The sequence below is a fragment of the Citrobacter sp. TBCS-15 genome, from assembly GCF_005280815.1.
GTDB lineage: Bacteria > Pseudomonadota > Gammaproteobacteria > Enterobacterales > Enterobacteriaceae > Citrobacter > Citrobacter werkmanii.
On the sequence record NZ_SZWK01000102.1, the window covers coordinates 710,163 to 723,611 of the forward strand.

The window sequence follows — 13,449 nt, forward strand, 5'->3', positions numbered from 1 at the left end:
ATAGCGGAAGGAAGGGATAAAGCGAGATGATTCAGAGAACTCTGAAGGAAGGCGTCGGATGCGTGAAAGCGTCCGACGCCTGAGGTCAATATTAATGCAATTTCAGACGCGGGCGAATCACCCGGTTAATACTGCCGACCAGCATCATCAGGCCGGTTTTGAAGTAACCATGCAGCGCAATCTGATGCATACGATACAGTGAGATGTAGACAAAGCGCGCAATACGGCCTTCTACCATCATTGAACCGCGCGTCAGGTTGCCCATCAGGCTACCGACGGTAGAGAAATTAGAAAGCGAGACCAGAGAACCGTGATCTTTGTACTGATACGCTTTCAACGGCTTGCCGTTCATCTGCGCCAGAATATTGTTCATCGCGCAGGTCGCCATTTGGTGCGCAGCCTGAGCGCGCGGCGGCACAAAACCCCCTTCTGGACGCGCGCAGGAAGCGCAGTCGCCAATCGCATACACGTCAGGATCGCGCGTGGTCTGCAGCGTCGGCTCAACCACCAGTTGGTTAATGCGGTTCGTTTCCAGACCGCCAATATCCTTCATAAAGTCTGGCGCTTTGATCCCTGCGGCCCACACCATCAGGTCGGCCTCAATGTATTCGCCATCTTTGGTATGCAACCCGCCTTCGTCAGCGCTGGTAACCATCGTCTGCGTCAGTACACGTACGCCCAGTTTGGTTAACTCATTGTGCGCGGCGCTGGAAATCCGCGGCGGCAATGCCGGCAGGATACGCTCACCAGCTTCAACCAATGTGACGTTCAGCGCGTCATTGGTCAGTCCTTTATAGCCATAGCTGTGCAGCTGTTTGACCGCATTGTGCAGTTCCGCGGAGAGTTCAACCCCCGTTGCGCCGCCGCCGACAATGGCAATATTCACTTTACCGTTAGCGCCCAGATTCGCGGAATACTTGAGGAACAGATTCAGCATCTCCTGGTGGAAACGACGCGCCTGATGCGGGTTATCAAGGAAAATACAGTTCTCTTTGACGCCCGGCGTGTTGAAATCGTTGGACGTACTGCCCAGCGCCATCACCAGCGTGTCATACGGTACTTTACGCTCGGGAACCAGCAGATCGCCCTTCTCGTCGCGCAGCTCAGCAAGAGTAATGGTTTTCGCTTCGCGGTCGATATCAACCACCGAGCCCAACTGGAACTGGAAACCATGGTTACGGGCATGCGCCAGATAGCTCAGCGCATCCACACCTTCATCCAGAGAACCAGTCGCCACTTCATGCAGTAACGGTTTCCATAAATGGCTGTGGTTTCTGTCCACCAGCGTAATTTTGGCTTTTTTCTTACGCCCCAGCTTTTTACCCAGCTGCGTCGCCATTTCCAGCCCGCCAGCACCGCCGCCGACAATCACGATCCTTTTCAATGGTGTAGTCAACGTGACCCCCTCAAATTTATTAACCAATTGTTAATTAAAAGTTATTAACATAGCCTTTAATTAACAACAGGTTACGATAATGAAAATGTCCTTCGAGAGTGAGAATAACACGAACGGTGCATTGGTCATACCAAAATTGATGTGCATCAAGTTTTGATGCTGAAAAGATAGACAACCCGAAGGTTAAAGACAAAAAAACCAGCCCGAAAGCTGGTTTTTTAGACACTCATCAGGCTTAACCTAACGTCTTGAACGCCTTAATGCGCTGCAAATGCGGAGAGATATTTTTAAACTTATGCGTCTGCTCTTCGTCCCAGACGATCTCATAAAAGTGATGCAGCTCTTCTGACGAGCGCTGACTGTTCAGTGCTTCATCATGGCGAGAGAGGATCACCAGGCAGCGATCGCGGTTCTTTTCACGAAAATTGGTCACGCATTTTGTCGCAATGTCAGCATACTCTTCAGGTCTGTCGATTTTCCCTTCCATATTCTCATACGGGAACAGGTTAGGATTAAATACCACCTGACGAATATCACACAGGAAACCAATGCGTTCTGCCCAGTATCCCCCCAGACCGACGCCACAAATCAGCGGACGGTCGTCCACATTAAGCTGCAGCATTTTGTCCACTTCTTTCAGCAGATGCTGCATATCATGTTTAGGATGCCGCGTACTGTAGCTAATCAGCCTGACATCCGGGTCGATAAATTGCAGCTGCAACACCTTCTCGTGGTTGCCCGGACTATTAGAGTCAAAACCGTGTAAATAGATAATCATCGCATCCTCGCCAAACGTGCGTTAATGACCTGCTTTCTCTTCCTGCCAGCGCTCATGAAGCTGGTTGAGCTGGGCGCTTACCGTCTTCCAGCGTGTCGAGTCCATTAGTTCCTGACGTGAAAATGAACCTTTATGATACAAACGTGTAACACGTTCTGCATTGATCGGCGACAGATTATCTAACACACTGACCGCTCCCTTACGATTATTGCAGACCAGGATCATATCGCAACCAGCATCCAGCGATGCCTGCCCACGCTCGGCGTAGCTTCCCATAATCGCCGCACCTTCCATCGACAGATCGTCAGAGAAAATAACGCCGTCGAAGCCAAGCTCCTGACGCAGTACCGTCTTCAACCAGTGAGGCGAACCACTCGCCGGACGCGGATCCACGTCGCTGTAGATAACGTGCGCAGGCATAATGGCATCGAGTTTGTTTTCTGTAATTAACGTCCGGAACACGGACATATCTTTCGCACGAATCTCAGCTTCTGCGCGTGGATCGGTTGGCGTTTCTTTGTGCGAATCCGCCGTCACCGCCCCATGCCCGGGGAAGTGTTTACCGGTGGTCTTCATGCCAGCGGCATGCATACCGTCAATAAAACGGGTCGCCATCGCCAATGCTTTCAGCGGATCGGCATGGTAAGAGCGCTCGCCAATCGCTGCGCTGATATGTCCCACGTCCAGAACCGGTGCAAAGCTAATATCAATATCCATGGCGATCATTTCGCTGGCCATCAGCCACCCGGCGTCCTGAGCCAGTTTGCCTCCCTCTTCCAGACCGTGTAGCGCGGCAAAAGATTGGGCCGCAGGCAGGCGGGTAAAACCTTCGCGAAAACGCTGTACGCGTCCGCCTTCCTGATCAACCGCCACGACCAAATGATTACGTGACGCGCTACGGATCTGACGCACTAACTCACGCAACTGTTCCGGGTCATGATAATTTCGGGTAAAGAGAATCAACCCACCTACCAGCGGATGCGCCAGAATCTCACGCTCTTCAGCGTCCAGCTCATACCCTTCGACATCCAACATTACTGGGCCCACACTACTCTCCTCATCCTTTCATTGTTAGCTGCCGCCAGGTTTCATCGGCCAGCCTGATAAATTGTTGATCGCCGGTTTGTCGCCAGCGATACTCAAACCACCCTGCTTTTAGCATGATTACCCAGGGTCGCCATCGCCTGACCTGTCGCCACAAAACGGTTGGCTCAATGCACGCTCGTCGGGCATAGGCGCTGACTAGCTGTTGGTGCTGGAGCTCATCACTGACCCACACCGCCGCCAGCTCGAGGGCGATATCGCCGTCTCCGGCATATTCCCAGTCAATCAGCCGCAACCCTGACGGTGCGCGTACGATGTTGTCACCGTGGACATCCATATGTAGCGGCCCCAGCCGCAAAGGGCGGGGCTCGCCGCTTTTTCTTAGCCGCTTTAACGCTCGTAACCAATGTGGTGTACGACGCGCCGGATCACCACACTGCCAGTACTGTTCAAGTAACGGCAGCAGGCTGATTCGCCAGCCCAGCCGAGGTTGCTGATGCAGATAATACAATAAGTCAGCAAGTTCGTCGGCGTCCGGTAATCTGGATTCTACCTTACCGTGAAAAAAGTCGACTGCCATCCACCCACGCGTATAAAAACGAGGTCGGGGCGCAAGATTTTCCGGTAGGTGTTTTAACGCATGATATTGGCGCAGAAAATGCGATTCCGGCGCGTCGGGGTCGTGATGACAGCGCAGCACTAAGCGGTGGGTCTGATGTTCGATTATGCAGCTCCCGCCGCTCAAGCCATGGTGGCTGGCTACGACGGGATGATACTGCGGAAAGTAGCGCGACATAACTTCATCGCGCGTCAATCTGTTATTGTTGCTGAACAGCACCTTTACCTGACCAGATTATCTCGCCAGTTTGTACCAGCATTAATTGCATTTGCAGCGCCGGCGAATTGACGTTGCCAGATGCGCTGGAATAGAGCACATACTGCGCACCAACGTTACGGGCAATACCAATCGCTTTGCTGCGCGTTCCCAGGCTATCGTTCGGCGACAGACCTAACTGCTGCTTGGCGACAGCCAGTTGCTGGGTGGAAACCAGGGTAAATTTGCCGTTATTCGCCAGCGCGTTACGTAAGGTTTCAGTCGCTTCGCCAGCGTTCAATGAACCGTTAGTACGGTTATTCACACTATCAACCAGCAGAACACCACCCGCTTTGACGCCATCGGCCTGCAGCATTTTACCCACCATCGGCTGCATTGCGCTGTTCCAGTCGTAGTGACGTTGGCGCGGTGTTGGCTGCGCCGTTTGATCTTCGTGTTCGATCGGACCCGGCTGCTGCGGTATACCTGGCACCGTTGGTACCACCGGTACCGGCTGTTGCGGCTGCGCGGGCTGTTCCGGTACCGGCTTCACTTCCTCTACCGGCGCAGGTTCACGTTGAGCCACACAACCAGAGAGAAACATCGCCAGCGCGGCAAGCAATGCGTAGCGATTCATTTTGATCATCAAGATTCACCCCTTACAAATATAGATAAAGTCTAACCTTGTGCGCACCCAGATAATTGGCGCTGCCGTACAGTGTTACCGACGAATGAGCCGGGATAGTCACGCTGCGTGGCGCTTCCAGAGGGTGCATCTCCAACCCTCTGGCGTCATACCAATAAAACCGATAATGCACGGTGACGGATTCTTGTCTTTCGTTATAGAGTCGCGAGGATGCTGAAGCCTGAATATCAGACGTTGTTAACACGGGCTGTTCTGCGGTTATGCCCGCCGCCAGAATAGCTGATTCCATCACCAGAGACTGTTCATCACTGACCGGAATTTCAGGGTGTGAGCGACAGCCTGCCAGCAACAGCAAGCCCAGTGAAAGTGCAATGCATCCTCTGGTCATGCTTAAAGACCTTTATGTGCGAGCATCGGACCAAGCGCACGTCCACCCAACAGGTGCATATGAATGTGATACACCTCCTGGCCGCCGTGACGATTGGTATTCATGATTAAACGGTATCCATCCGCAGCAATACCTTCCTGCTCCGCGATTTTCGCCGCAACGGTAATCATTCGGCCCAGCGCCTGCTCATGTTCTGCCGTCACATCGTTGACGGTGGGGATCAGGATATTAGGGATGATCAGAATATGCGTAGGTGCCTGAGGGGAAATATCACGAAACGCTGTGACCAGTTCATCCTGGTACACGATATCCGACGGAATTTCACGACGGATAATTTTGCTGAATATAGTTTCTTCTGCCACGACGTTTTCCTTTTTCATTAACAGCCCAAGCGTTATGCCATGCTACGCCGGGTAACACTGCGAGTATAGAGTATGAGCGAGTTACTCACGCTCTTTCAACTTTAACCCTCGATTTTTTAAGCAAAAACCCTGGTCAGTGCTGCTCTTATAACCATTTCCCTACGCTATTGCTTAAGCATAGTACTGAAACAATATTTCATTTGCGATGAAGCTTCTGTTTACACATTGAATGTTAATGCGTATATTTCGCATTTGTATTTACATGCGCATTTAATAATTTAAAACCAAAGGGTTCATCACCGTTACGCGTGATTCGAACTTAATATTAATAATTATCAAGGGCTTTTCGATGTCTTTCACAACAAACACTGGGAATAATCAGCGTCAGCCAGGACTTGCGCCCCCCATACTGGCCGCCTGCATCACGTTAGCGCTATTGCCGGCTGCCAGCCAGGCTGCCCCGACGGAAGAGACGGTTATCGTTGAGGGTTCCACTTCTACCGCCTCCAGCGAGGAACAGGATTACAGCGTAAAATCGACGACTGCGGGCACGAAAATGCAGATGACGCAGCGCGATATTCCGCAATCGGTCAGTATTGTTAGCCAGCAGCGGATGGAAGATCAGCAACTGCAAACCCTGGGCGATGTGATGGACAACACGCTGGGGATCAGTAAAAGCCAGGCCGATTCCGATCGTAATAGTTACTACTCCCGCGGATTTGAGATTGATAACTACATGGTCGATGGTATTCCGACCTATTTTGAATCCCGCTGGAATCTCGGTGACGCCCTTTCTGACACCGCCCTTTTTGAGCGTGTCGAAGTGGTCCGTGGCGCAAACGGGCTAATGACCGGGACCGGCAACCCTTCCGCCACCATCAATATGATCCGCAAACATGCCACCAGCCGCGAGTTTACCGGTAATGTTTCAGCAGAATATGGTAGCTGGAATAAGCAGCGTTATGTCACTGATTTACAAAGTCCTCTGACGCCGGACGGTAACGTACGCGGCCGCATCGTGGCAGGCTACCAGAATAATGACTCCTGGCTTGATCGCTACAGCAGCGAAAAAATGTTCTTCTCCGGAATTGTCGATGCCGATCTGGGTGACACCACCCGTTTATCTGCGGGTTACGAACACCAGCAGATTGATATTAACAGCCCAACCTGGGGAGGATTGCCGCGCTGGAATACCGATGGCAGTAAAAACAGCTATGACCGCTCGCGTAGCACTGCCCCGGACTGGGCCTACAACGATAAAGACTTCAACAAAGTGTTTGTCACCCTCAAACAACGTTTTGCCGATACCTGGCAGGCGACCCTGAACGCCACTCACTCTGAGATTAAGTTTGACAGCAAAATGATGTACATCGATGCGTACGTCAACAAAGCCAATGGCTCGCTGGTTGGACCATATTCTAACTATGGTCCAGGTTATGACTACGTGGGCGGCACCGGTTGGAACAGCGGCAAACGTAAAGTCGATGCCGTCGATTTCTTCGCCGATGGCGGCTACGACCTGTTTGGTCGTCAGCATAATCTGATGCTGGGCGGCAGCTATAGTAAGCAGAATAACCGTTACGAAAGCTCATGGGCGAACGTCTTCCCCAACGAGACGGGCAGCTTCTATACCTTCGATGGTAACTTCCCGGAAACCAACTGGAACCCGCAGTCATTGGCCCAGGATGATACCACTCACATGAAATCGCTCTACGCCGCTACGCGTATTTCACTCGCCGACCCGCTGCATTTGATTGTCGGCGCGCGCTATACCAACTGGCGTATCGACACACTGACCTACAGCATGGAGCAAAACCACACCACGCCATATGCAGGTCTGGTGTATGACATTGACGATAACTGGTCAACTTATGCCAGCTATACCTCTATCTTCCAGCCGCAGAACAAACGCGACAGTTCCGGTCAATATCTCTCACCGATTACGGGCAACAACTACGAGGTTGGTCTGAAATCAGACTGGATGAACAGCCGGTTAACCACCACCCTCGCGGTATTCCGCATTGAACAGGATAATGTTGGACAATCAACCGGTGTACCTATTGCCGGCAGTAACGGGGACACGGCTTATAAAGCAGTAGATGGTACAGTCAGCAAAGGAGTCGAATTCGAAATTAACGGCGCGATCACCGATAACTGGCAAATGACGTTCGGCGCAACACGCTATGTTGCTGAAGACAACGATGGTAATGCGGTAAACCCGAACCTGCCGCGTACAACGGTAAAACTGTTTACCCGTTATCGCCTGCCAGCGATGCCAAAACTGACCGTGGGTGGTGGTATTAACTGGCAGAATCGCGTTTACAGCGATACGGTCACCCCCTACGGCACATTCCGCGCAGAACAGGGAAGCTATGCCCTGGTAGATTTATTCACTCGCTATCAGGTAACGAAAAACTTCTCTGTGCAGGGCAATCTCAATAACCTGTTCGATAAAACCTACGACACCAATATCGACGGCTCTATTGTTTATGGCGAACCACGTAACGTCAGCGTTACCGCCAGCTATCAGTTCTGATATCAAGCATCCGCCTGCTCAGTAGGTGGATGCGTTTGACGATGAAAATGAAAAAAACTCCGATATTTCAGATATTGTCGGCACGCTGCTTCAATCATCAATTTGTACTGACACTATATCAGACCAAATACTGACGGATATCGGAAGGTGGATAGTTTTGTTCCCACAGCGCCCTCATCATCAACATATAGGGTTCAGCATAAGTGAAAAAAGCCTGATAGCTTTCGCAGAAATAATTGAGTTCCGGGACACCGCGCCGGGAAAGCGCTACACGTTCTTTAGGGCAACCGCCACGGCAGATAAATTTCACTTTACAATCCGTACATTCTGCTGCCAGTGCCTCCTTATGCTGCTCAACAATTGGTGCAAAAGCACAGGCCTTTGTAGATAGTCCACACCACGCCGCGAAAGTGTGTTCAAAAATAGGAATGTTAATTACTCCAATATCCAGCCGGATCCAGTTATAAAAAATCGTTTTCAAAAATTTCGCCAATTCGGCGGGCGCAAGGCTTCGTTTATCCACGTCACCTTGTGCTAGTGGTTCCAGTAAAGGGATAAACTGCATATGGCGGCTGCCAAGACTTTTCAGGTAATGGTAGATTCGCAGAGGTTGCTGGCTATTAATAGCGTTAACGATGGTCAGAGTGTTAAAATCAATATCATGCTGTTGTAATAGTCTCACGGTCTCTTTAACCAGATAATTTGTTAGTTTGCCCGAAATCGTTTCATGGATATTGTCGTACGGTGCAGCATCACCATCCACTGAAAGACTAATCAAAAATTGATTGGTCTTGAAGAATTCACACCAGTGATCGTCCAGCAAAATGCCTTTAGTTAGCAATGTATTGATAATATTTTTACCTTGCGCACATTGCTGTTGTAGTTCTATAACTCGTTTAAAGAAGTGAAACCTGTCAGACGTGAGTTCATCACTCTGCCAGGAAAAAATCACATTGTTAGTTTCCTGGGCATCAATTTTCTGATGAATAAATAGCAGAAGCGTCATATCATCCATATCGCACGCTGTGTATTCAGAGTAGGTTTGTGCCTTATTGAGATACATGCAGTGCGAGCAAGATAAATTGCAGGATACACAGGTAGATTTCGTCAGCCTGTGGTGTTTTTTTACTATCGTTTTCATTGTATTATTTTACATGTCTTATAATAAGCAAAGAAATGATGCAATTCATATTATTGAATTGCATCATCAAAATTGAGTTTATATTATTTACTGACTTCAACCCGCATTTCATTAACCTGTGCGGGAACAATTTTGTGCCCTGACTTCAGATAATCAATCACGATATCGGACATATTCTGTCCAGCACGAACCTGTACATTTTTTCCTTCTTTAAATGCCAGAAAAACATCGCCTCCTAAAGCAAGGAATGTCGTCGTGGCAACATGGTAAGTCTCCGTATCGACAATGGGTTTGCCGTTTATCGTAAAAGATACAATGCGCTGCCCTGCAGGTTTCTGCGGCATATAATGCATTTCAGCACCTTTAGACATTTGTAGTATACCATTCGTGAGCGATGCCCCATGTTCCATCAGGTTACGCAAACTCTTGCCGCTGAGATCCATCTCGGTAAGCTCATTCTTAAAGGGGAATGTGCTGGTAATATCACCAAAGGTGATAGATCCAGCATTGAGATCGGCCCGCAAGCTACCGGAATTAATCAATGCGATCTGGGCTTTCGGCGCAGCAACAAGCATCGCATCGGTAAACAGGTTGCCGAGCTGTGATGATTCGCCATAGGCGCGAGTCAACATGATAGGTGATTCGCCAACTGGCTGGCGTACGATATCCGCAAGCTTTTTATTCCAACCATCAATAACTTTTTGTGTCGTGGGATCAGGCTTCCATTCATCGGCATAAACTGTTTTCAGCTCGAAGCTTTTCACTTTATGGGTACGAGCATCAGGATCAACATTGAGCACTAATTTCCCTACATCAATACCGCCGCTGTCAGTAGAAAGGATTAATGTGTTTCCCACTTTGATTGGTTCTGGTGTTCCTACGTGAGCGTGTCCGGTGATGAGAATATCCAGCCCTTTCACATGGCTTGCAGTCTGAATATCTTTATCCAGCGCGCGCCTGACATCTGTGTTGCCAATACTGGACTGACGTGCTGGAACGCCTTCGTGAACGAGCGCAACGGTAATATCAACTTTACCCCGCAACTCATCCAGATAGTGCTGCAGATATTTCACCTCATCACGAGCTTCAATCCCCTGATTTTTGAGGGCTGCGGCTGATTTATCAAAGCGGTTGTTGTTATCGTTATCGAGACCCTGGATAGAGAGTTCTGAAATTGTGTCATTAAACGCAAACACGCCGTGTAGCCCAATAACGCCAATCTTTACGCCATCCTTTTCCAGAATGGTATACGGCTTGTTCCAGAAAGGTATTTCGCTGTCCTTATGGAACACATTCCCCAGCAGAACAGGGAAGTTTGCCTTACTTAACCGACGTAAGAGATTATCCCAACCATGGTCAAACTCATGGTTACCGATTGATACCGCATCAAAGGGCATAGTATTCATAATATCAATTATTGCCTGCCCTTTTGTCAGCGTGCTGATATAGGGCCCGGTGAAATAGTCACCAGCATCAAAATAAAATGTAGCTTTATTTTTGGTTTTTTCCTGCTTGACTAAAGTTGTTATATTAGCGAATCCACCAATAGCGCGTTCGCCGTTTGCAACATATGGCAATTTGTATGTATCAACATGCGCATGGAGATCATTGGTATAAATAATGGTGACATCTTTGGCGCAAACCCAGAACGGTAGTGTCAACAGAACACTTGCTGCAATTAATTTTATTTTCATAGCCAATTCCTTTCAGTTATATATGTTTAAAAAGTGTAACCGACAGTCAGATAGTATGCCCAGCCAGTTGAATCTATAGTGACGACATCCCCGTCACTGTTAAATGCTTTACTACCTTCTTCAAATTGGCCACCATGATAAAAATAACGTAGGGTCGCGCCATAGCTCCAGTGAGAGTAAACTAAGCTAAGTACATGCGTGGAAACTATTGAATTATTTGTACGGGAATAAAACTGTTGTTTACCACCTGATTCATCTTTTAAATCCGAACCAAAATCAAAATTAGTGAAACCGACGTAATTAAGTTTCCCACCAAGTAATGTGGTGATAGGAACAGCATATTTTATTTTAAATCGGTATCCATCCCACTCATTTTCGTTGGCCGCATTATAATTATTACCCTGGTATTTTGCATAAATATTTGCAGATAACGTCATTGGTAGCCCGGTATCAATATCCGTACCAAGCCCCATATACCAGGTACTCTGACGCTGCCCCTCGTTAGTACCCGCATCATAGATGTAGTTATTGGCAAAATACCATTCTTTAAACGGGCCAAAACTGAGATCCAGCCCAGTTAATTTGTCGATACTAAAACGTGGTTCTATTTCCATGAAGAAGGGGGAACCATTATCCCAAATACCAATATCGTTATCATTTCCTAAGCCGAAGAACTTAGGTAAATCAGCATAACCATAGAAATCAAACCAATCTATATGCGCCCAACCACGATATTCTGGATATAGATCGGACCTTTTAAGTGGTCCAAAACGAGTGGAGTTACTACCTACGATATTAATGCTTTGATGCCACCAGTCTGACAGATACTCATCATTCCTTGAGTCCGCAAATGTTACCATGGGCAAAAGCATCAAGGCTCCTGATACAAGAAATTTTGTTTTTGACATAGGCATATTCCCTTTTCATTGAGGTTCATTAGAAAAAATACTTCTACAATAAAGAATACAAATAATTAATTATATTTTTTAGCATATCGGTCTGATATAACAGAGGTAATATTAATCCCTCTATCATACCAGGACGCCTTGAAATATAAGCGTTATAGAAAATAAATTTTATTTAGTCGAACTGACATCAATCACCCTCACATCAGAATCAGGGGTTAATGGGCTATGGGCTTTGACATAATCAATAATTGACTCTGCAGAGGTTGTGCTATTGATAGTTTTGACATTCGTTCCTTTTAAGAAATCCTCAAATCCATCACCACCTGTCGCACAAAATGAATGTGTAACAACCCGATATGTTTTGCTTGGATCTACTGGTTGATTATTAATAGTGAATTTAATAATCCGCTCACTTGGAGATTTTTTACTGTCATATTCAACATGGACACTTTTGGACACCTGTAAAACGCCATTGGTGAGGTTAGTCGCGTGAATCATTAAGTTAATGAGATCTTTTCCGGTAAGATCCATTTCAACCAGTTCATTATTAAATGGGAAAGTGGTAATTACATCACCATATTTTAAATTTCCCTGTGGGAAGTCAGCGCGCATTCCACCGCTGTTCTGGAATCCCACAACGGCATCCGGAGCTTTAGCCATCATGGCGTCGACAATTAAATTACCAACTGGTGATGATTCACCATAGGCGCGCGTAAAGGGCGCGGTTGCCGACCCAATAACCTGATCTGTGATATTTTTTAGCTTAGCATTCCACTCATCAATCTTCGCTTGCACTTTAGGGTCAGGCTTATATTCATCAGCAAAAACGGTGATTAATTTACCGTTATAGCCATCAATCTTTTTCGTCTGAGGGTTAAAATCCAATACGAGTTTACCAATATCAGTTCCATATGCATCTGTTGAAACAATGAGTGTGTCATTGACTTTAATGGGTTCAGGTGTCCCAACATGGGCATGTCCTGTGATGAGCACATCAATACCCTTAAATTTCTTTGCAGTATCGATATCGGCTTGCAGCATTCTGGCTACGTCTTTATTTCCATAACTGGATTGACGCGCCGGTGTGCCTTCATGGATAAGCAGTACAATAATATCAACTTTACCTTTTAAGGCATCAAGCCCCTTTTGAATGTAAGGGCCTTCATCACGCGCTTCCGAGCCAGCGTAAGCCTTAGCCGCCACCGTATCATAAAAGGCAAATTTCTGATGCACTCCAATTACGCCAATTTTTATGCCATCTTTCTCGACAATCGTCCAGGGCTTATCCCAGACCGGCTTGTCGCTATTGGTATAAAAAATATTACCCAATAGAATGGGGAAGTTAGCTTTTGATAACTGCTTAACCATATTATCAACGCCATGGTCAAATTCGTGGTTTCCCACTGATACAGCATCAAACGGCATAGCATTCATAATATCTATAATTGCTTCACCCTTAGTCAGGGTACTTATATATGGACCGGTAAAGTAATCACCCGCATCAAAAAAAAAGACATCTTTATTCTTTTTCTTAGCATCATTAACGATAGTCGCTATGTTAGCAAAGCCACCTACCAGACGCTCTTTATCGACGGCTGGAATTTTCCCTGGAGAGACATGCGCATGTAAATCGTTGGTATAATAGATAGTTACATCCTTGGCGCAAGCCCAAAACGGTAACGTCAACAGAATACCCGCAGCGATTAATTTTATCTTCATAAGCAGTTCCTTTCAGTCATATA

The 13,449-nt window shown here is 47.6% G+C and carries 12 protein-coding genes; 1 reads left to right on the forward strand and 11 read right to left on the reverse strand.

Translation table 11 applies throughout. The features are described 5' to 3' along the window. Positions 1-91: 91 nt before the first annotated feature. The 7 genes from ndh to hinT all read right to left on the reverse strand — a co-directional run bounded on the left by ndh (position 92) and on the right by hinT (position 5,428). Entirely contained in the window at positions 92-1,396 is a 1,305-nt protein-coding gene (gene ndh / locus FDW96_RS10220) for an NADH-quinone dehydrogenase (protein ID WP_137365628.1), read from the reverse strand. Between the two features lie 235 nt (positions 1,397-1,631). Next, positions 1,632-2,174 (reverse strand): alpha/beta hydrolase YcfP, encoded by a 543-nt coding sequence (gene ycfP, locus FDW96_RS10225; RefSeq protein ID WP_003030817.1) that lies wholly within the window; start codon positions 2,172-2,174, stop codon positions 1,632-1,634. 21 nt (positions 2,175-2,195) lie between these two features. Then, positions 2,196-3,221, reverse strand: a complete 1,026-nt coding sequence (gene nagZ / locus FDW96_RS10230; RefSeq protein ID WP_137365629.1) for a beta-N-acetylhexosaminidase — start codon at positions 3,219-3,221, stop codon at positions 2,196-2,198. A 10-nt stretch (positions 3,222-3,231) separates the two neighbouring features. Continuing rightward, on the reverse strand, positions 3,232-4,056 hold the full coding sequence (gene thiK, locus FDW96_RS10235; protein WP_079224641.1) for a thiamine kinase: 825 nt from the start codon (positions 4,054-4,056) through the stop codon (positions 3,232-3,234). Continuing rightward, positions 4,037-4,678 (reverse strand): penicillin-binding protein activator LpoB, encoded by a 642-nt coding sequence (gene lpoB, locus FDW96_RS10240; protein WP_137365630.1) that lies wholly within the window; start codon positions 4,676-4,678, stop codon positions 4,037-4,039. Before lpoB ends, thiK begins: the two co-directional genes overlap by 20 nt. 13 nt (positions 4,679-4,691) lie before the next feature. Beyond that, on the reverse strand, positions 4,692-5,066 hold the full coding sequence (locus FDW96_RS10245) for a YcfL family protein (protein ID WP_042309115.1): 375 nt from the start codon (positions 5,064-5,066) through the stop codon (positions 4,692-4,694). Positions 5,067-5,068: 2 nt separating this feature from the next. Further along, positions 5,069-5,428, reverse strand: coding sequence for a purine nucleoside phosphoramidase (gene hinT / locus FDW96_RS10250; protein WP_003030826.1), 360 nt, complete (start codon positions 5,426-5,428; stop codon positions 5,069-5,071). A 349-nt stretch (positions 5,429-5,777) separates the two neighbouring features. Between hinT and fhuE the strand changes: the two genes are divergently transcribed. After that, positions 5,778-7,964, forward strand: coding sequence for a ferric-rhodotorulic acid/ferric-coprogen receptor FhuE (gene fhuE / locus FDW96_RS10255; protein ID WP_137365631.1), 2,187 nt, complete (start codon positions 5,778-5,780; stop codon positions 7,962-7,964). Positions 7,965-8,082: 118 nt separating this feature from the next. Here the strand turns inward: fhuE and FDW96_RS10260 are convergent, their stop codons facing one another. The 4 genes from FDW96_RS10260 to FDW96_RS10275 all read right to left on the reverse strand — a co-directional run bounded on the left by FDW96_RS10260 (position 8,083) and on the right by FDW96_RS10275 (position 13,426). Beyond that, the gene (locus FDW96_RS10260) at positions 8,083-9,105 is read right to left on the reverse strand and encodes a radical SAM protein (RefSeq protein ID WP_373562169.1); all 1,023 of its coding nucleotides are present in this window, start codon (positions 9,103-9,105) and stop codon (positions 8,083-8,085) included. 83 nt (positions 9,106-9,188) lie between these two features. Then, positions 9,189-10,799 carry a bifunctional UDP-sugar hydrolase/5'-nucleotidase gene (locus FDW96_RS10265; protein ID WP_137365633.1) on the reverse strand — a complete coding sequence of 537 codons (1,611 nt, stop codon included), beginning with the start codon at positions 10,797-10,799 and terminating at the stop codon, positions 9,189-9,191. Between the two features lie 26 nt (positions 10,800-10,825). Continuing rightward, a complete protein-coding gene (locus tag FDW96_RS10270; protein WP_137365634.1) occupies positions 10,826-11,707 on the reverse strand; it encodes a nucleoside-specific channel-forming protein Tsx in 882 nt (293 codons plus the stop codon). A gap of 168 nt (positions 11,708-11,875) precedes the next feature. After that, positions 11,876-13,426: a bifunctional UDP-sugar hydrolase/5'-nucleotidase gene (locus FDW96_RS10275; RefSeq protein WP_137365635.1), complete on the reverse strand. Its 1,551-nt coding sequence runs from the start codon at positions 13,424-13,426 to the stop codon at positions 11,876-11,878. Positions 13,427-13,449: the final 23 nt, after the last annotated feature.

What these genes read in the sequence shown, in the direction of transcription:
- FDW96_RS10275 (WP_137365635.1), bottom strand. Translation starts at nt 13,426, where the DNA reads ATGAAGATAAAATTAATCGCTGCGGGTATTCTGTTGACGTTACCGTTT.
- lpoB (WP_137365630.1), bottom strand. Translation starts at nt 4,678, where the DNA reads ATGATCAAAATGAATCGCTACGCATTGCTTGCCGCGCTGGCGATGTTT.
- FDW96_RS10260 (WP_373562169.1), bottom strand. Translation starts at nt 9,105, where the DNA reads ATGAAAACGATAGTAAAAAAACACCACAGGCTGACGAAATCTACCTGT.
- FDW96_RS10245 (WP_042309115.1), bottom strand. Translation starts at nt 5,066, where the DNA reads ATGACCAGAGGATGCATTGCACTTTCACTGGGCTTGCTGTTGCTGGCA.
- ycfP (WP_003030817.1), bottom strand. Translation starts at nt 2,174, where the DNA reads ATGATTATCTATTTACACGGTTTTGACTCTAATAGTCCGGGCAACCAC.
- fhuE (WP_137365631.1), top strand. Translation starts at nt 5,778, where the DNA reads ATGTCTTTCACAACAAACACTGGGAATAATCAGCGTCAGCCAGGACTT.
- FDW96_RS10270 (WP_137365634.1), bottom strand. Translation starts at nt 11,707, where the DNA reads ATGTCAAAAACAAAATTTCTTGTATCAGGAGCCTTGATGCTTTTGCCC.
- FDW96_RS10265 (WP_137365633.1), bottom strand. Translation starts at nt 10,799, where the DNA reads ATGAAAATAAAATTAATTGCAGCAAGTGTTCTGTTGACACTACCGTTC.